This is a genomic window from Burkholderia sp. Bp8991 (assembly GCF_003853795.1).
Classification (GTDB): domain Bacteria; phylum Pseudomonadota; class Gammaproteobacteria; order Burkholderiales; family Burkholderiaceae; genus Burkholderia.
Genome location: NZ_QTQJ01000005.1, coordinates 133476 through 152477, shown reverse-complemented (window position 1 = coordinate 152477; position 19002 = coordinate 133476). Strand labels below are relative to the sequence as shown.

General features: G+C 67.7%; 14 protein-coding genes. 11 read left to right on the top strand and 3 right to left on the bottom strand.

The window, feature by feature from the left end; translation table 11 throughout:
• Window positions 1–73: 73 nt before the first annotated feature.
• From DIE02_RS07915 to DIE02_RS07905, 3 genes are all read left to right on the top strand, one after another.
• Window positions 74–2206, top strand: coding sequence for a TonB-dependent copper receptor (locus DIE02_RS07915; protein WP_124486409.1), 2133 nt, complete (start codon window positions 74–76; stop codon window positions 2204–2206).
• Window positions 2207–2438: 232 nt separating this feature from the next.
• On the top strand, window positions 2439–3533 hold the full coding sequence (locus DIE02_RS07910) for a triacylglycerol lipase (protein WP_124486408.1): 1095 nt from the start codon (window positions 2439–2441) through the stop codon (window positions 3531–3533).
• 3 nt (window positions 3534–3536) lie between these two features.
• On the top strand, window positions 3537–4571 hold the full coding sequence (locus DIE02_RS07905) for a lipase secretion chaperone (protein WP_124528862.1): 1035 nt from the start codon (window positions 3537–3539) through the stop codon (window positions 4569–4571).
• Between the two features lie 21 nt (window positions 4572–4592).
• On the opposite strand, the gene DIE02_RS07900 is transcribed toward DIE02_RS07905, so the two are convergent.
• Complete coding sequence (locus tag DIE02_RS07900; RefSeq protein ID WP_124486406.1) at window positions 4593–6119, bottom strand: PLP-dependent aminotransferase family protein; 1527 nt, start codon at window positions 6117–6119, stop codon at window positions 4593–4595.
• Window positions 6120–6227: 108 nt separating this feature from the next.
• On the opposite strand from DIE02_RS07900, the gene DIE02_RS07895 reads away from it, so the two are divergent.
• From DIE02_RS07895 to DIE02_RS07875, 5 genes are all read left to right on the top strand, one after another.
• Window positions 6228–7322 carry an ABC transporter ATP-binding protein gene (locus DIE02_RS07895; protein ID WP_044845303.1) on the top strand — a complete coding sequence of 365 codons (1095 nt, stop codon included), beginning with the start codon at window positions 6228–6230 and terminating at the stop codon, window positions 7320–7322.
• A 78-nt stretch (window positions 7323–7400) separates the two neighbouring features.
• The gene (locus DIE02_RS07890) at window positions 7401–8447 is read left to right on the top strand and encodes an ABC transporter substrate-binding protein (protein ID WP_044845304.1); all 1047 of its coding nucleotides are present in this window, start codon (window positions 7401–7403) and stop codon (window positions 8445–8447) included.
• A 93-nt stretch (window positions 8448–8540) separates the two neighbouring features.
• The gene (locus DIE02_RS07885; RefSeq protein WP_044845305.1) at window positions 8541–9815 is read left to right on the top strand and encodes an ABC transporter permease; all 1275 of its coding nucleotides are present in this window, start codon (window positions 8541–8543) and stop codon (window positions 9813–9815) included.
• Between the two features lie 37 nt (window positions 9816–9852).
• Complete coding sequence (locus DIE02_RS07880; protein WP_044845306.1) at window positions 9853–10689, top strand: ABC transporter permease; 837 nt, start codon at window positions 9853–9855, stop codon at window positions 10687–10689.
• 261 nt (window positions 10690–10950) lie between these two features.
• Entirely contained in the window at window positions 10951–12441 is a 1491-nt protein-coding gene (locus DIE02_RS07875; protein WP_260427255.1) for an MFS transporter, read from the top strand.
• An 82-nt stretch (window positions 12442–12523) separates the two neighbouring features.
• On the opposite strand, the gene DIE02_RS07870 is transcribed toward DIE02_RS07875, so the two are convergent.
• Window positions 12524–14263, bottom strand: coding sequence for a protease pro-enzyme activation domain-containing protein (locus tag DIE02_RS07870; protein ID WP_124486405.1), 1740 nt, complete (start codon window positions 14261–14263; stop codon window positions 12524–12526).
• Window positions 14264–14963: 700 nt separating this feature from the next.
• Here DIE02_RS07870 and DIE02_RS07860 point away from each other — a divergent pair.
• From DIE02_RS07860 to DIE02_RS07850, 3 genes are read left to right on the top strand one after another with little or no spacing between them, the layout of a single operon-like run.
• Window positions 14964–15290 (top strand): helix-turn-helix transcriptional regulator, encoded by a 327-nt coding sequence (locus DIE02_RS07860; protein WP_044845308.1) that lies wholly within the window; start codon window positions 14964–14966, stop codon window positions 15288–15290.
• Window positions 15287–15718, top strand: a complete 432-nt coding sequence (locus DIE02_RS07855) for an SRPBCC domain-containing protein (protein WP_124486404.1) — start codon at window positions 15287–15289, stop codon at window positions 15716–15718. Before DIE02_RS07860 ends, DIE02_RS07855 begins: the two co-directional genes overlap by 4 nt.
• Window positions 15715–16152 (top strand): DUF1801 domain-containing protein, encoded by a 438-nt coding sequence (locus tag DIE02_RS07850; RefSeq protein WP_124486403.1) that lies wholly within the window; start codon window positions 15715–15717, stop codon window positions 16150–16152. Before DIE02_RS07855 ends, DIE02_RS07850 begins: the two co-directional genes overlap by 4 nt.
• Window positions 16153–16269: 117 nt before the next feature.
• Here DIE02_RS07850 and acnA read toward each other — a convergent pair whose 3' ends face one another.
• A complete protein-coding gene (gene acnA / locus DIE02_RS07845; RefSeq protein ID WP_044845311.1) occupies window positions 16270–18987 on the bottom strand; it encodes an aconitate hydratase AcnA in 2718 nt (905 codons plus the stop codon).
• Between the last annotated feature and the right edge of the window lie 15 nt (window positions 18988–19002).

Genomic DNA, 19002 nt, shown 5'->3' with positions numbered 1-19002 from the left:
TCCGTTTCTTTCATCGCCGATATCCGTGCGGTCCGTCGAGGCCGCGTGGAGGGCGTCACTCGGGCTTTCGATCATGACCATTCTTTCCTTGCGCGCGCCGAGGGCGTCGCGCCATTCCCGTGTGCGGCGCGTGCCGCGCATGCTGAAACTCACCGTTCCCGCGCTCGCCGTCGGCGCGATGACCGCGGCGGCGGCCGCGACCGAATCCGCACGTGCGTCCGGGGCGCCCACGGACGACGCGGCCACGCTGCTGCCGCCCGTCGAAGTCGTTGCGTCGCCGCTGACGACGCCGCTCGTCGTCGTCACGGATCCGAAGACGCCGCGCCAGCCGCTGCCGGCGAGCGACGGCGCGGACTACCTGAAGACGATTCCCGGCTTCACGTCGATCCGCAGCGGCGGGACGAACGGCGACCCCGTGCTGCGCGGGATGTTCGGTTCGCGGCTGAACATCCTCGCGAACGGGATGCCGACGCTCGGCGCCTGCCCGAACCGGATGGACGCGCCGACTTCGTATATCGCGCCGGAAAGCTATGACAAGGTCACCGTCGTGAAGGGCCCGCAGACCGTGCTGTACGGCCCCGGCGCCTCGGCCGGCACCGTGCTGTTCGAACGCGTGACGCCGCGTTTCGAGCGTCCCGGCATGCGGTTCGACGGCAGCGTGGTCGGCGGCTCGTTCGGCCGCAACGACCAGAACGTCGACGTGACGGCCGGCACGCCGGACGTCTACGGCCGCGTGACCGCGAACCACGCGCATGCGCAGGACTACGACGACGGCAACGGCAATACGGTGCCGTCGCAATGGGACAAGTGGAACGCCGACGCGGCGCTCGGCTGGACCCCCGACGATCACACACGCGTCGAGCTGACGGCGGGCACCGGTGACGGCTACGCGCGCTACGCCGGGCGCGGGATGGACGGCGCGCATTTCCGCCGCGAGACGTTCGGCCTGTCGTTCGACAAGCGGCATCTCGGCGACGTGCTCGACCGGATCGAGGCGCGCGTGTACTACAACGAAGCCGACCACGTGATGGACAACTATACGTTGCGGCAGCCCGACCCGACCAGCAGCATGCCGATGCGAATGGCATCCGAGGTGCGGCGCCGCACGCTCGGCGCGCGGGCGGCGGCGACCTTCCGTTTCGGTGACGACTTCAAGCTCGTGACCGGCGTCGACGCACAGTCGAACCGGCTCGACGCGCGCTCGGCGATGGGGCGGCAGAACTACGGCGACCAGCCGTGGAATGCGCAGGCGACGATGTGGAACGCCGGTGCGTTCGGCGAGCTGACGTGGTATGCGAGCGATGCGTCGCGCGTGATCGGCGGCGCGCGGGTCGACTACGCGAGCGCGCGCGACAAGCGGGCGACGACGAGCGGGATGATGGCGAGCAAGCCGAATCCGACTTTCGACGACGATCGCGCGCGCGTGCTGCCGAGCGGATTCGTGCGCTACGAGCGCGATCTCGCGTCGCTGCCGGTCACATGGTATGCGGGGATCGGCCATGCGCAACGCTATCCCGACTACTGGGAGCTGTTCTCCGCGAAGCGCGGGCCCGCCGGCTCGATCAACGCGTTCTCGGCAGTGCAGCCGGAGAAGACCACGCAGCTCGACATCGGCGCGCAGTACAAGAGCGATCGGTTCGATGCATGGGTGTCGGCCTACGCGGGATATGTACAGGACTACATCCTGTTCAACTACGCGGCCGGGATGATGGGAACGACCACACAGGCAACCAACGTCAACGCGCAGATCATGGGCGGCGAAGCCGGCGTATCGTGGCGGCCGGTCGCGCCGCTGCGCGTCGAGACGTCGCTCGCGTATGCGTGGGGGCGCAACGCGACGAGTGGCGATCCGCTGCCGCAGATGCCGCCGCTCGAGGCGCGCTTCGGGCTCGAGTACACGCGCGGCGCATGGTCGGCCGGCGGGCTGTGGCGGGTCGTTGCGCCGCAGCATCGCTATGCGGTGAACGAAGGCAACGTGGTCGGCAAGGACTTCGGCCCGAGCGCCGGCTTCGGCGTGCTGTCGCTGCATGCGCAGTACAACGTCAGCAAGAAGGTGCAGATCTCGATCGGCGTCGACAACGTGCTGGACAAGGCCTACACCGAGCACCTCAACCTCGCCGGCAACGCGGGCTTCGGCTATCCGGCGAATGCGCCGGTAATGGAGCCGGGGCGCACGGCATGGGTGCGCGTGAGCGCGAAACTGTGACGTGCGGCGCGCGTGTGCGATGCAGCATGCGGGCGCGTGAATGCAGCCCCCGCCCGAACGGGCGGGGCGCGTCAACCGATTAGAGAACCGTATCTAGTCAGGGCGCAAACGTTCGCGACTCGTGATTCACTCCCGCATTCGATGCACACGGTACCCGCGACCGTTCGCGACGTGCCGTGCGCGTCGATCCGATCTCATTCGCACCGGCAGCACAATAATCAGGAGAACATGCATGGCCAGATCGATGCGTTCCAGGATGGTGGCAGGGGCAGTGGCATGCGCGATGAGCGTCGCGCCGTTCGCGGGGACGGCCGCGGTGATGACGCTCGCGACGACGCACGCGGCGATGGCGGCAACCGCGCCGGCGGACAATTACGCGGCGACGCGTTACCCGATCATCCTCGTGCACGGGCTCACCGGCACCGACAAGTACGCGGGCGTGCTCGAGTACTGGTACGGCATCCAGGAGGACCTGCAGCAGCACGGCGCGACCGTCTACGTCGCGAACCTGTCTGGGTTCCAGAGCGACGACGGGCCGAACGGGCGCGGCGAACAGCTGCTCGCTTACGTGAAGACGGTGCTTGCCGCGACCGGCGCGACCAAGGTGAACCTGGTCGGTCATAGCCAGGGCGGCCTCACGTCGCGTTATGTCGCTGCCGTCGCGCCCGATCTCGTCGCGTCGGTCACGACGATCGGCACGCCGCATCGCGGCTCGGAGTTCGCCGATTTCGTGCAGGGCGTGCTCGCCTACGATCCGACCGGATTGTCGTCGTCGGTGATCGCCGCGTTCGTCAATGTGTTCGGCATCCTGACGAGCAGCAGCAACAACACGAACCAGGACGCGCTCGCCGCACTGAAGACGCTGACGACCGCCCAGGCCGCCGCGTACAACCGGAATTACCCGAGTGCCGGGCTCGGCGCGCCGGGCAGTTGCCAGACGGGCGCGCCGACCGAGACCGTCGGCGGCAATACGCACCTGCTGTATTCGTGGGCCGGCACGGCGGTCCAGCCGACCGTTTCCGCATTCGGCGTCACGGGCGCGACGGATACCAGCACGATCCCGGTGATCGATCCGGCGAATGCGCTCGACCTGTCGACACTCGCATTGTTCGGCACGGGCACGGTGATGATCAATCGCGGCTCAGGCCAGAACGACGGGCTCGTGTCGAAGTGCAGCGCGCTGTACGGGAAGGTGCTGGGCACGAGCTACAAGTGGAACCATCTCGACGAGATCAACCAGTTGCTCGGCGTGCGCGGTGCGTATGCGGAAGATCCGGTCGCGGTGATCCGCACGCATGCGAACCGGCTGCAGCTCGCGGGCGTGTGATCGATGACGACACGTGAAGGACGCGCGCCGCTCGCGCGGCGCGTCGTGGTCTACGGCGTGGTGGGGCTGGCGGCGATCGCCGGCGTCGCGATCTGGACCGGCACGGCATCGCATCGCGGTGCCGACGCGACGCATGCGTCGGCGGATGCCGCAGCCCTCGGCGGCGTGAACCCCGCGCCGTCGCAGCCCGCATTGCCGGCGAGCGCTGGCCTGCCGCCGCCGCTCGCCGGTTCCAGTGCGCCGCGGCTGCCGCTCGACACCGGCGGCCACCTCGCGAAGTCGCGCGCGGTGCGCGATTTCTTCGACTACTGCCTGACCGCGCGGAGCGACTTGAGCGCGCTCGCGCTCGATGCGCTCGTCGTGCGCGAGATCGCCGCCCAGCTCGACGGCACGGTCGCGCAACCCGAGGCGCTCGACGTCTGGCATCGATACCGCGCGTATCTCGACGCGCTCGCGAAGCTGCCGGAGGCGGGTGCGGTCGACAAGTCCGATCTCGGCGCGCTGCAACTCGCGCTCGACCAGCGCGCGTCGATCGCGTATCGGACGCTCGGCGACTGGAGCCAGCCGTTCTTCGGCACCGAGCAGTGGCGGCAGCGCTACGATCTCGCGCGGCTGAAGATTACGCAGGACCCTGCGCTGACGGAGGCGCAAAAGGCGGAGCGGCTCGCGGCGCTCGCGCAGCAGATGCCGGCCGACGAACGCGCGGCACGGCAGAAGGCCGACCGGCAGCAAGCCACGATCGACCAGATCGCGCAATTACGGAAGAGCGGGGCGACGCCCGATGCGATGCGCGCGCAACTGACGCAGACACTCGGCCCGGAAGCCGCCGCGCGCGTCGCGCAGATGCAGCTGGAGGACGCGTCGTGGCAGAGCCGCTACGCCGACTATGCGGCGCAGCGTGCGCAGATCGGCGCGGCCGGATTGTCGCCGCAGGATCGCGACGCGCAGATCGCCGCGCTGCGGCAGCGCATGTTCACGAAGCCCGGCGAAGCGCTGCGCGCGGCGTCGCTCGACCGCGGCGCGGCTGCCGCGCAGTAATGCGCGCAATCGCGCACGCGCTCATGCCGCGCGCGTGAAGCGCCGCGGCAGATGCTGTTCGATGGTGGCCGCGAGCGTGCCGAACGCGGGGCCGATGCGTTCGTGCGCGACGCACGCGTAGCCGAGCAGCAGCCCGCGCCGCGCAGTGTCCAGGCTGCTGTAGTAGCTGGTCAGCGGGCGCACGATCACGCCCGCGTCGAATGCGCTTTGCGTGACCGCGCGATCGTCGCACGTGTCGGGCAGGCCGAGCACCAGATGGAGTCCCGCCTCGTCGCCCATCACGGGCAGCGCGTCGCCGAAGCGCGCATGGATCGCATCGATCAGCAACTGCCGGCGCTCGCCGTACAGCGTGCGCATCCGCCTGACGTGCGAAGTCAGGTGCCCGTCCATGATGAACTCGGCCAGCACGGCCTGCTGCATCAGCTGGCCCTCGCGATACAGCTCCGACAGCCCGGTGCGGAACGTGTCGACCAGATGCTCCGGCACGACCATGTAGCCCATCCGCAGGCCCGGGAACAGCATCTTGCCGAGGCTGCCGACGTAGATCACGCGGCCGCCGTCGTCGAGCCCCTGCAGCGACGCGAGCGGGCGGCTGCCATAGCGGAATTCGCTGTCGTAGTCGTCCTCGATGATCCAGCAGCGGTGCTGGCGTGCGTACTCGAGCAGCATCCGGCGGCGCGCGAGGCTCATCACCATCCCGAGCGGATACTGATGCGACGGCGTGACGAGCACGAGCCGCGGCGGATGCTGCATGTCGCCCGCGCTCGGATCGAGGCCTTCCTGGTCGACCGGCACCGGCGTGAGCGCGAGGCCGGTCGCCTGCAGCACGCTGCGCACGCCCCAGTAGCACGGCTCCTCGACCCACGCGCGATCGCCGATATCGGACAGCAGCCGCACCGCGAGATCGATCGACTGGTGGATGCCGGTCGTGATGATCACCTGGTCCGGCGTGCATTTGACCGAGCGCGCGACGCGCAGGTAGTCGGCGAGCGCGCGGCGCAGCGGCCGGTAGCCGCCGCCCGGCGCATAGGTCAGCAATTCGGGATTCGCTTCCTTCCACAGGCGCGCCTGCAGGCGGCTCCAGGTGCGGCTCGGGAATTCCGACACGTCCGGCACGCCCGGCATGAACGCGCCCCACTGGCGCCGCGACACGCCCGCGTGCTCGATCAGCTGCCGGCCGCGCATCGACAGGCCGCCTTGTGCGTCCTGCTGCAGCGCCGCATCGGCATCGGACGGCGCCGGTGCGGCGGCGCCCGGCACGCGGATCGCGGCCGCGTCCGGCCGCGTGTCGGCCACGTAGGTTCCGCTGCCGGTCGTCGTCAGCACATAGCCTTCGGCCGTCAGCTGGTCGTACACGTGCAGCACGGTATTGCGCGCGATCGACAGGTCTGCCGCGAGCGTGCGCGAACTCGGCAGCTTTGTGCCTGGCCCTAATTCCCCGGTGAGAATGGCCTGCTGCATCAGTTGCAGCAGTTGGCGGTACATCGGCTCGGACGAGCCGCGGTCGAGACGGGCCGAGAGCCAGTCGCCCAGGATCACGGTATCCAAAGTGGTCCTACTAGGAATATTGAAATGGTTCCCTAGTATAGAACCGTGCGCGCCTTATAGTGGCTCGCATCTCAAAAACGTTTGTCGCGCAGCAAGGGGACAGCCACGATGAAGTCCGATGATGTGATCGTCAGCTTTCGCGGCGTGCGGAAGACCTACGACGGCGAGACGCTGGTCGTCAAATCGCTCGACCTCGATATCCACCGAGGGGAATTCCTGACGCTGCTCGGGCCGTCCGGCTCGGGCAAGACCACCTGCCTGATGATGCTGGCGGGCTTCGAGTTCCCGACGGGCGGCGAGATCCGCCTCGACGGGGAACTGCTGAATACCGTGCCGCCGCACAAGCGCAACATCGGCATGGTGTTCCAGAACTACGCGCTGTTTCCGCACCTGACGGTCGAGCAGAACGTCGCGTATCCGCTGACGGTGCGCAAGCTCGCGGCCGCCGAGCGCGCGGAGCGCGTCGCGCATGCGCTGAAGATGGTGCAGATGGAGCGTTTCGCGAAGCGCTATCCGGCGCAGTTGTCGGGCGGCCAGCAGCAGCGCATCGCGCTCGCGCGTGCCCTCGTGTTCGAGCCGAAGCTGGTGCTGATGGACGAGCCGCTCGGCGCGCTCGACAAGCAGTTGCGCGAACACATGCAGTACGAACTGAAGGCGCTGCACGAGAAGCTCGGCGTGACCTTCGTGTACGTGACGCACGACCAGGGCGAGGCGCTGACGATGTCCGATCGCGTCGCCGTGTTCGACAAGGGCATCGTGCAGCAGCTCGATACCGTCGACCGCCTGTACGAATCGCCGTGCAACGAATTCGTCGCGAACTTCATCGGCGACAGCAACCGGCTGCGCGGCACCATCGCGCGCGTCGACGGCGAATTCTGCGAATTCCGGCTGGACGACGGTACGCAGCTCGTCGGGCGCCGCATCGGCGACGCGGCCGAAGGCGCGCCGGCCGTCGCGTGCATCCGCCCCGAACGCATGAGTCTCGCGAACGGGCACATGAACGGCAGCACCGCCAACCGCGTCACCGGCGAGGCGCGCAGCCTCATCTATTTCGGCGATCACGTGCGCATGCGCTGCGCGCTGCCGGGCCAGGACGAATGCTTCGTGAAGGTGCCGCTCGGCACGGGCGCGCTCGACGCGTTCTCGCCCGGCGCGCCGGTATCGCTCGCATTCGCGCCCGAGCACCTGCGCGTGTTCGCCTGACACAGGGTTTTCCCGCTTTATCGCTGCACGTCGTCAACAACAACTGCCCACTTCCACCACGAGAGGAGAGGAACCATCATGAACGGAGCAAGCACTACCGCGCGTCGCACCGCGCTCGCACTGGCGCTCGCCGTCGTCGGCGCATCGGCCACGGCGGCCGAACTCACGGTCGTCAACTTCGGCGGCGCGAACGGCGACGCACAGAAGGCCGCATTCAACCAGCCGTTCGAGAAGGCGACCGGCAACAAGGTCACGGCCGTCGAGTACAACGGCGAGCAGGCGAAAGTGAAGGCGATGGTCGAGGCGAAGCACGTCAACTGGGACGTGGTCGAAGTCGAGTCGGGCGACCTGAACCGCGGCTGCGACGAAGGGCTGTACGAGAAGCTCGACTGGTCGAAGATCGCGAAGAAGTCCGACCTGATTCCGGAATCGCCGCAGGTGTGCGGCGTCGGTTTCTTCGTGTGGTCGACCGCGCTGTCGTACAACGCCGACAAGCTGAAGACCGCGCCGACCGGCTGGGCCGATTTCTGGAACGTGAAGAAATTCCCCGGCAAACGCGGGATGCGCAAGGGCGCGCGCTACAACCTCGAGTTCGCGCTGATGGCCGACGGCGTCTCGACGAAGGACGTATACAAGGTGCTCGGCACGAAGGCCGGCCAGGATCGCGCGTTCAAGAAGCTCGACGAACTGAAGCCGTACATCCAGTGGTGGGAAGCGGGCGCGCAGCCGCCGCAGTTCCTCGTGGCCGGCGACGTCGTGATGTCGACCGCGTACAACGGCCGCATCGACGCCGCGCAGAAGGAAGGCAAGAACCTGAAGGTCGTGTGGAACGGCAGCATCTACGACCTCGACTACTGGGCGATTCCGAAGGGCTCCCCGAACAAGGCGCTGGCCGAACAGTACATCGCGTACACGCTGACGCCGAAGCCGCAGCAAGAGTATGCGCATCACATCGCGTACGGCCCCGCGAACGTCGCGGCGATCAAGTCGCTCGACGCGAAGACGCTCGCGAACCTGCCGAACTCGCCGGCCAACGGCAAGAACGCGGTGCTGGAGGACATCGGCTTCTGGACCGACCACAGCGACGAGCTCGAGCAGCGCTTCGCCGCGTGGGCGACGAAGTAACCGCTACTCAGGTGTCCTGATGCAACCTGCCGCGCGGCGCGTCGAACGCGTCGCGCGGCATTCCGCCGGATCGAGCCCGGCCGGAGAGAACCGTTGAACACGATGACGATCGCTCCTTCCTCGCCGTCGACAGCCGCGCTCAAGCGCGAGCTGAAGGCCGCCGAGGCCCGCAAGCGCACGATGGCGTTGCTGCTGATCGCGCCGCTCGCGATCTTCCTGCTGCTCATCTTCGTCGTGCCGATCGGCACGCTGCTCACGCGCGCGGTGCAGAACCCGGAGATCGCGACCGCGCTGCCGAACACGGTGGCCGCGCTGTCGGGCTGGGACCGCAAGACACCGCCGGCCGATGCCGCGTATGCCGCACTGGCGGCCGACATGACGAAGGTCGCCGACAGCGAGGCGATGGGCGCGCTCGCGCGGCGCCTGAACACCGAGATTCCCGGCTACCGCTCGCTCGTCGCGAAGACGGCGCGCGCGATGCCGCTGAAGGGCGAGGAGGGCGCGGGCACCGCGGCGCTGACACCCGCGCAGACCCGCGCGAAGCTGATCGACCTCGATTCGCGCTGGGGCGAGCCCGCGTACTGGCAGGCGATCGCGAAGAACGGCAGCCAGGTGTCGCCGTTCTACCTGCTCGCCGCGCTCGACCACAAGCAGGACGGCTTCGGCCAGATCGTGCGGGCCGATCCGGACCAGTCGATCTATCTGGCGATCTTCGGCCGCACGTTCGTGATCGGCGTCGCGGTCACGCTGTTCGCGCTGCTGCTCGGTTATCCGCTCGCGTACTGGATCTCGACGCTGTCCGAGCGCCGCGCGAACCTCGTGATGATCCTCGTGCTGATTCCATTCTGGACCTCGGTGCTGGTGCGCGTCGCCGCATGGATCGTGCTGCTGCAGAGCGAGGGGCTGATCAACACCGCGCTGATCGGCGCCGGGCTGATCTCGCATCCGCTGACGCTGCTGTTCAATCGCGTCGGCGTGTACATCTCGATGACGCACATCCTGCTGCCGTTCATGATCCTGCCGCTGTACAGCGTGATGAAGTCGATCCCGCCGACCTACCAGCGCGCGGCCGTGTCGCTCGGCAGCCATCCGTTCGCCGCGTTCTGGCGCGTGTACGTGCCGCAGACCTATCCGGGCGTCGGCGCGGGCGCGCTGCTCGTGTTCATCCTCGCGATCGGCTACTACATCACGCCCGCGCTGCTCGGCGGGCCGAACGACCAGATGGTCAGCTACTACGTCGCGTACTTCACCAACGTGACGATCAACTGGGGCATGGCGTGCGCGCTCGGCGGGCTGCTGCTCGCGGCGACGCTGGTGCTGTATGCGGTGTACGGGCGCTTCACGCGCACCAACGTGAGCCTCGGCTGAGCGCCGGGGACAGGAAAACGGGAAGGGGAAGCCGACCATGAAACTCGCCAGGCCGCTGTTCGCGCCGCACATGTCGTTCGCCGAGCGCGCGTGGTACGTCGCATTGCGCGTGCTCGTCGTGCTGACGCTGCTGTACCTGATCCTGCCGGTGCTCGCGATCGTGCCGCTGTCGTTTTCGTCGAGCACGTTCCTCGTCTATCCGATTCCGGGCTTCTCGACGCGCTGGTATGAGAACCTGATCGCATCCGACGAGTGGCGGATGGCCGCGAAGAACAGCTTCATCGTCGCGCCGTCGGCGACCGTCGTCGCGACCGTGCTCGGCACGCTCGCCGCGATCGGCCTCACGAAGGCGGACTTCCGCGGCAAGGGGCTGCTGATGGCCGTGCTGCTGTCGCCGATGATCGTGCCGGTCGTCGTGGTCGGCGTCGGCATGTACCTGTTCTTCGCGCCGCTCGGGCTCGCGAACACCTACACCGGCCTGATCGCCGCGCACGCGGCGCTCGGCGTGCCGTTCGTCGTGACGACCGTGGCCGCGACGCTGCAGGGCTTCAACCAGAACCTGGTGCGCGCGAGCCTGTCGCTCGGCGCGAACCCCGTCACGACGTTCTTCCGCGTGACGCTGCCGGTGATCGCGCCGGGCGTGATGTCGGGCGCGCTGTTCGCGTTCGCGACGTCGTTCGACGAAGTCGTCGTCACGCTGTTCCTCGCGGGCGCGGACCAGACGACGCTGCCGCGCCAGATGTTCACCGGCATTCGCGAGAACATCAGCCCGACGATCGCCGCGCTCGCGACGATCCTGATCATCTTCTCGACGAGCCTGCTGCTCGCGCTCGAATGGCTGCGCGGCCGCAACGCGCGGCGCGCGGTGTCGTAACGGCGGCCGGATGCGTGACGTTGAGCCGGCTGCCGGGCCGGCGATCGTTGCGTTCTCGACGAAGCCGCGCGCCTGACCCGGCGCGGCGAAGCTTTCGTTTCGCTGACTGACGAAGCGGTTGCCTGCACGTTCGATGCGGCTCTGCAACAATACGGCTCGTGGTGCCGCGCGTTCCGTTGCCGTCGCACGCACGGAGCGCCCGTTGCCGCGCCGCTCAATCCGCGACGCCGCGCGTCGCTCGTCAGTCAGCCGAGCCTCATCTTGTCCGAATTCGCATCCCCCGCCGGCACCCGGGAGCCGGCCGTCAACTGGCGCGCGATGTCCGCCGTGCTGCTGGCCGTCGCGCTCGCGACGCTCGACACCGCGATCGCGAACACCGCGCTGCCTGCGATCGCCGCCGACCTGCACGCGTCTCCGGCCGCGTCGGTGTGGATCATCAACGCGTACCAGCTCGCGATGGTCGCGACGCTGCTGCCGCTCGCGTCGCTCGGCGACATCGTCGGCCACAAGCGCGTGTATGTCGGCGGCCTCGCGGTGTTCACGCTCGCGTCGCTCGGCTGCTCCCTCGCGGCGACGCTGCCGCAGCTGACGGCGGCGCGGATCGTGCAGGGCTTCGGCGCGAGCGCGATCATGAGCGTGAACGTCGCGCTGATCCGCAACCTGTTTCCCGCGCACCGGCTCGGGCGCGGCGTCGGCTTCAACGCGCTCGTCGTCGGCGTGTCGTTCGCGGTGGGGCCGACGATCGCGTCGCTGATCCTGTCGCTGGCCGCGTGGCCGTGGCTGTTCGCGGTGAACGTGCCGCTCGGCGTGCTCGCGCTTGCCGTGGCGATTCCGTCGCTGCCGCAGACGGCGCGGGGCAAGCACGCATTCGATCCGCTCGCCGCGCTGTTCAACGTGATCACGTTCGCGTCGCTGATCTTCGCGCTCGGAGAGTTCGCGCAGCGCGGGCCGCTGTCCGTCGTGTTCGCGGCCGCCGCGGTCGCGCTCGCGTTCGGCTGGCTGCTGATCCGCCGCCAGGCCGGGCACCCGGCGCCGATGCTCCCGGTCGACCTGTTTCGCCGACCCGTGTTCACGCTGTCCGCGCTGACGGCCGTGTGCGCGTTTGCCGCGCAGGGGCTCGCGTTCGTGTCGCTGCCGTTCTACTTCGAAACCGTCCTGCATCGCGACGCGGTCGAGACCGGATTCCTGATGACGCCGTGGTCGGCGATCGTCGCGCTCGCCGCGCCGATCGCGGGCCGCTTGTCCGACCGTTATCCGCCCGGATTGCTCGGTGCGATCGGGCTCGCGCTGCTGAGCGCGGGGATGGTGTCGCTCGCCGCGTTGCCGGCAGCGCCGAGCGTCGTCGACATCGGCTGGCGGATGATGCTGTGCGGCGCGGGCTTCGGCTTCTTCCAGTCGCCGAACCTGAAGGCGCTGATGTCGAGCGCGCCGCCCGAGCGCAGCGGCGGTGCGAGCGGGATCATCGCGACCGCGCGGCTGATCGGGCAGGCGACCGGCGCGGCGCTCGTCGCGCTGTCGTTCGGGATCGCGGGGCGTCACGGGCCGACGCTCGCGCTGATGCTCGGGGCGGGTTTTGCCGGGGCGGCGAGCGTGGCGAGCGGGCTGCGGCTCTTCGCGCCATCGCACCGGGCCGGCGCGCCGGTCGCGTCGGTCGCGACGACAGCGACGACAGCGACGACAGCGACGACAGCGACGACAGCGACGACAGCGACGACAGCGACGACAGCGACGAACGAGCGGGCGACGGAGTAGGGCTCCGCGCCCGCCCGCTGCCCGAATCTTTCCCGGCCGGTGCGCGGCGAACGACCGCCGCGCGCCGGCCGTCGCGTCGGGCTCAGAAGCCGCCCGTCTGGATCAGCTTATTGAGGTTCGCGATGTTCAGGCTGCCGAAGCCGGTCGTCAGATCCCAGCCGGTGCCTGCTCTGTAGCCATACCCCTGATAGCCGTTGTTCCCTGACACGACGTCATAGCGCACGAGCGACGGATTCGACGGGATGTCCGCATAGAACTTCGCAGCCGGGAAACCGATACCCGTGCCGTTCGCCGCGAGCAGACGCGCCCAGAAGCCGGTGAAGATCGGCGCGGCGAGGCTCGTGCCGCCGATCTGCTGCAACTGGCCGTAGTTGTAGATGTACGCGCCCGTGCTTTGCGCGGCATCGAACGATACGTCGGGCAACTGACGATTGCTGCCCGATTGCCACGCCGGCGCCGGCAGCACCGTGCTGACGCCGCCGCCCGTCGCCCACAGCTTGCCGTTGCCGTCGAGGCCTTCGTTCCACACCGTTTCGTTCGAGAACGCACCCGCCGACGTGGTGTACAGCGTCGTGCCGCCGATCGCGAGCACGTGCGGCGACGCGGCCGGCCACGACACCGTGTAGTTCGCGCCGTCCGGATAGCCGCGGTTGTTGCACTCGTACACGCCTTCGTCGCCCGACGACACCGAGAACGTCTGACCCTGCGCGGCAGCCGTCGTGAAGATCTGCTCTTCGGCGTCGATCGTGCCGTCCGCGTTCGCGTCGGTCTCGCACCAGCCGAGCGACACGTTGATCACCTTCGCGGTGTTGTCCGACACCGCGCGGTTGAACGCCTGCGTGAGCCCCGTGTTGCCGGCGGCGTTCAGGTCAGCCATGTAGAACACGAGCTTGCCGACCTGGCCGCCGGCCGAACCGACGATCGACTGGCTGTCGAGATCCCATTCGCCCTGGCCGTCCTGGTCGTCGCTGTAGCTGCCGGTCGTGCCGGTGCCGTTGGTCTTCACGGTCTGGGTCGCGACCGTGCCGTAGCCGTTGCTCGACGTGAACTGCTTCAGGTCCTGCAGCGTCTGCGATACGCCGCCGATCGTGATGATGCCGACGCTCACGCCGGCCGCGGTCGGCACGCCGGTCGCGTTGTAGAGGCCCGGGAATTCCTTCGGATAGTGGCCGGTGGCCGTGCCGGCCGCGAGCGCCTGCGGCTTCGCGACGTTGCCGATGCGCAGCATCGGCCGTGCGCGCGCGACGTTCTGCAGCCCGAGCACCGAGCCGACGACGTCGCCGAGCGCGCGCGGCACCTGCGCGGCCGACGCGTTCGCGAAGCCCGAGCGGCCCGCGTACTCGAAGTGCACGAGCGACGTGTTGAACGCGGTCTTCACCGTGCCGGCCGTGCCGCGCGCGGACACCAGCAGCCGGTTCGGCGCGACCTCGATGTTCACGAAGCCGCTCTTGCGCAGATAGTCGACGACCGATTTCACTTGCGCGTCGGTCGGCGCGTAGCTGGCGAGGAACTGTTCGTGCGTCAGGTACTGGCGGTAATGCGCGTTGCCGGGCCGGTTCACGTCGTGCGCGAGCTGCTTGAGCTGCGCCGCGTTGCGCAGCTTCAGGCTGACGACGATGTCGGCCGTTTCGCCGGCCGCGAGTTCGAGCGACGGTGCGGCGCTGCGCGCCATCAATTGCGGGCCGGTCAGAAAGGCCTTCGTGTGGGTGTCGACCCAGTCCGTCGCCGCATGTGCCGCGCCGGCGGCGAGCACGAGCGGCCACGCGCACGCGAGGCGGCGCGGCGACGGAAGGGGAAGGGCAAACCAGGCGTTCCTTTTCATCGGGAGTCCTTTTTAGGAGAGACGACGTTGCTGGAAGCCCCGGCCCTTGTGGGGCCGCGAGCGGTGACGAGCGTAGGGCGTCGGTGCCGTTCAGGTAGCTGCCAGTTTCCATAGCTGTCAGTTCTGACATCGGCGTGCTCGCGTGCCGGCGATGCGTCGTTCATGCATGCGGCAGCGGCCCGCGGCAAAGGGAACCGGTTCGCCACGCGACCGCGCATCGGTCGCTGGCGATTGCGCGCACGACTCGTTCGTTTCGGCAGTGGATTGCGCGCGATTGCAGAGCGAAGGACCGTGTGTGAGCGGCGCTTTCGATCGCGCGTGAACGCATTGCGCGTTGCAATATGTGGTCAGGCGTTGCCGCGCGGCCGGCGCGACGACGTACGAATGCGCGAATGCATAAAAACGGAACCCGTCGATCGCGCGCGTTTCCCGAACTGTGGAACGACGTAGTGGCGAGTCTTGCAGCGTGCTTTCGGTTGGAGCGTCCGGCGAGCAGATTAGAAGAAACGCTCGAATCGGACGGTGGCGCTGCCTCGACGCGCGCGTGATGTTCTTCGCAAGCCGATTCGCCGCCATTCCGTCCGTTCCGGCGAACGGCCCCGCTGCAGGATCGCCTGATGCTTCCTGCGAAATCGCTCCTTGACGTGCGTCGATCCGGGGATATTCTTGAATCCATAACTATCGGGTTATGAATCAAGCCATGCAAAACGTTCCCGACATGCTGTTCAGGACGCTTGCCGATCCGACCCGCCGCGCGCTCTTCGAGCGGCTGTGCGAGGAGGGCGAGCTGACGGTTGCCGCGCTGACGGCGCACGCAGGCGTGACGCAGCCGGCGGTATCGAAGCATCTGGGGGTACTGAAGCAGGCCGGGCTCGTGAGCGACCGTCACGAAGGCCGGCAGACGCACTACAGCGCACAGCCGCAAGCGCTGACTCCGTTGATCGACTGGACCAGCCAGATGGCAGGCTTCTGGCAGAACCGGTTCGACGCGCTCGAAGATCTGCTCAAGAGGATGGATCAGTCATGAACCAGGCCACCACTGAAACACGCACCGTCGTCGTCGAACGGGAACTGTCGCATCCGCCGGAGAAGGTCTGGCGTGCGCTCACGCAACCGCATCTGATCGAGGCATGGCTGATGCAGAGCGATTTCGAGCCCGTCGCGGGCCGCGCGTTCAGCTTCCGCGCGGACTGGGGTTCGGTCGACTGCACGTTGCTGACGATCGAGCCGCAGCGCGTGCTGTCCTACACGTGGGCCGCGTACGGCCTGGAAAGCGTCGTCACCTGGACGCTCACGCCGACGCCGGTCGGCACGCTGTTGCGGATGGAGCAGGCCGGTTTCCGCGCGGATCAGGAGCAGGCGTACCGCGGTGCGCAGCACGGGTGGGCGCGGTTCTTCGAGTCGCTCGAACAGGTGCTGGCCCGTCCTGACGAAGGCACGGAGGCCCGCTCATGAGCGCGGCATCGGACCCGAGCCCGTCGGAACGCATCGACGCGCTGATCGCCGGTATTGCCGACTGGCGCGGCAAGACGTTCGCCGATCTCCGCCAGACAATCCTCGACGCCGAAGCGGACATCGTCGAGGAATGGAAATGGATGGGCAGCCCGGTATGGTCGTGCGACGGGATGATCGCGGTCGCGAACGCGCACAAGGGCAAGGTGAAGCTCACGTTCATGCATGGCGCGCACCTGTCCGATCCCGACGGGCTGTTCAATGCGGGCCTTGAAGGCAATGCGCGGCGTGCGATCGATTTCCTCGAAGGCGACAAGCTCGACAAACGGGCGCTGAAGCGTCTCGTTCGCGCGGCGATCGACTACAACCGCGCGCACCTGAAGAAGAATGCGCGGCCGGCCGCAGGCGGCAGGACACGCGCCGACAAGGCCGCATGACGCGGCGGCGCGCCGGTACACCGCCCCGCAGGTAAAAAAAAGCCCGACACGAGGTCGGGCTTCCAAATCGGCCGCAACCGCCGCGAGGCGGCTGCGGCACCTGCAAAAGCCGCGCGCTTACGCTGCGAGCAGCGAGCGCAGCACGAACGGCAGGATACCGCCGTGCTTGTAGTAGTCGACTTCGATCGGCGTATCGATGCGCAGCAGCACCGGCACGCGGGTCGTTTCGCCGTTCTTGCGGTGAATCACGAGCGTGACGTCCTGCTGCGGCTTGAAGTCGTCGCCGAGGCCTTCGATGTCGTAGGTCTCTTCGCCGGTGATGCCGAGCGATTGGATGCTGTCCGCGCCCTTGAACTGCAGCGGCAGCACGCCCATGCCGACCAGGTTCGAGCGGTGGATCCGCTCGAAGCTGCGTGCGATCACGGCCTTCACGCCGAGCAGCTGCGTGCCCTTCGCGGCCCAGTCGCGCGACGAGCCCGTGCCGTACTCTTCGCCCGCGAACACGACGGTCGGCGTGTCGGCGTCGACGTACTTCATCGCCGCATCGTAGATCGACAGCTGTTCGCCGCTCGGCTGGTGAATCGTCAGGCCGCCTTCGACGCGCGTGCCGTCCGCCTTCGCCGGGATCATCAGGTTCTTGATCCGGACGTTCGCGAACGTGCCGCGCATCATCACGTCGTGGTTGCCGCGGCGCGAACCGTAGCTGTTGAAGTCGGCCTTCTGCACGCCGTTCTCCTTCAGCCACTTGCCTGCCGGCGAATCTTCCTTGATCGAGCCTGCCGGGCTGATGTGGTCGGTCGTGACCGAGTCACCGAAGATGCCCAGCGCGCGCGCGCCCTTGACCGTCGGGATCGAATCGGCCGGCTCCATCGAGAAGTCGTTGCCGAAGAACGGCGGCTCCGCGATGTAGGTCGACTTCGGCCAGTCGTAGACCTGGCCCGTCTCGCCCTCGATCTTGCTCCAGAGGTCGCCCTTCTTGGTCAGCTTCGAGTAGTTGTCCTCGAACTTCTTCGGGTCGAGCGCGAACTTGAGCAGCGCGTGGATTTCCTCGCTCGTCGGCCAGATGTCGCCGAGGTAGATGTCGTAGCCGTCCTTGCCCTTGCCGACCGGCTCGGTCATCAGGTCGCGCGTGATGTTGCCGGCGATCGCGTAGGCGACGACCAGCGGCGGCGACGCGAGGAAGTTCGCGCGGATGTTCGGGTGGATGCGCGCCTCGAAGTTACGGTTGCCCGACAGCACGGCTGCCGCGACGATGTCGTTCTTCGTGATCGCTTCGTTCAGTTCCGGCGTCAGGTCGCCCGCGTTGCCGATACAGGTCGTGCAGCCGTAGGCGGCGACTTCGAAGCCGAGCTTCGCGAGGTAGGGCAGCAGGCCCGTCTTCGTCAGGTATTCGGTGACGATGCGCGATCCCGGCGCGAGCGAGGTCTTGATGTGCGGCGCGACGGTCAGGCCGGCTTCGACGGCCTTCTTCGCGAGCAGGCCGGCAGCCAGCAGCACACTCGGGTTCGACGTGTTCGTGCACGACGTGATCGCGGCGATCAGCACGTCGCCGTTCTTCACGTCGACGCCGTTGCTCGTCGTGTACTGCGCGTTCAGGTCGTCCGCCTTCTTCGCGAAGCCGTTTTCCGCGACCGGCTTCGAGAACAGCTCGGTGAACGTCGACTTGACGTTGCCGATCTCGATGCGGTCCTGCGGGCGCTTCGGGCCGGCCAGCGACGGGGCGACCGTGGCGAGATCCAGCGTGACCGTCTTCGTGTAGTCGATGTCGCCCGCCTTCGGAATGCCGAACAGCTTCTGGGCCTTGAAGTAGTTCTCGAACGCGGCGATTTCCGCCTTCGTGCGGCCCGTGCCTTCGAAGTATTCGATGGTCTTTTCGTCGACCGGGAAGAAGCCCATCGTCGCGCCGTATTCCGGCGCCATGTTGCCGATCGTTGCGCGGTCCGGCAGCGACAGCGACTTCGTGCCTTCGCCGAAGAATTCGACGAACTTGCCGACGACCTTTTCCTTGCGCAGCATTTCGGTGATCGTCAGCACCAGGTCGGTGGCCGTCACGCCTTCGCGCAGCTTGCCCTTCAGCTCGACGCCGACGACGTCCGGCGTCAGGAAGTACACCGGCTGGCCGAGCATGCCGGCTTCGGCCTCGATGCCGCCCACGCCCCAGCCGACCACGCCGATGCCGTTGATCATCGTCGTGTGGCTGTCCGTGCCGACGAGGGTATCCGGGTAGTACACGGTGTCGCCGCCGTCCGTCTTCTTGTGGACGCCGCGCGCGAGATATTCGAGGTTCACCTGGTGGACGATGCCGACGCCCGGCGGCACGACCTTGAACGTGTCGAACGCCTGCATGCCCCACTTCATGAACTGGTAGCGCTCGTTGTTGCGCTGGAATTCCAGCTTCATGTTCAGGTCGAGCGCGTCCTTCTGGCGGAAGTAGTCGATCTGCACCGAGTGGTCGACGACGAGATCGACCGGGACCAGCGGCTCGATCTTCTTCGGATTCTTGCCCGAACGCTCCGCGACGCCGCGCATGGCCGCGATGTCGGCGAGCAGCGGCACGCCCGTGAAGTCCTGCAGCACGACGCGCGACACCACGAACGGAATCTCGTCGACGCGCTTCGCGGTCGGCTGCCAGTTCGCGAGCTGCTCGATGTGTTCTTCGGTGATCTTCTTGCCGTCGTAGTTGCGCAGCACGGACTCGAGCACGATACGGATCGACACCGGGAGGCGCTCGATCTTCGTCTTCAGTTCCTTGCCGAGCTGCGGCAGCGAGTAGAACTTGCCTTTGCCGGAACCGCTGTCGAATTCCTTGAGGGTCTTGTGGAGATTGTGGGCCATGGTGATTTTCCTGGG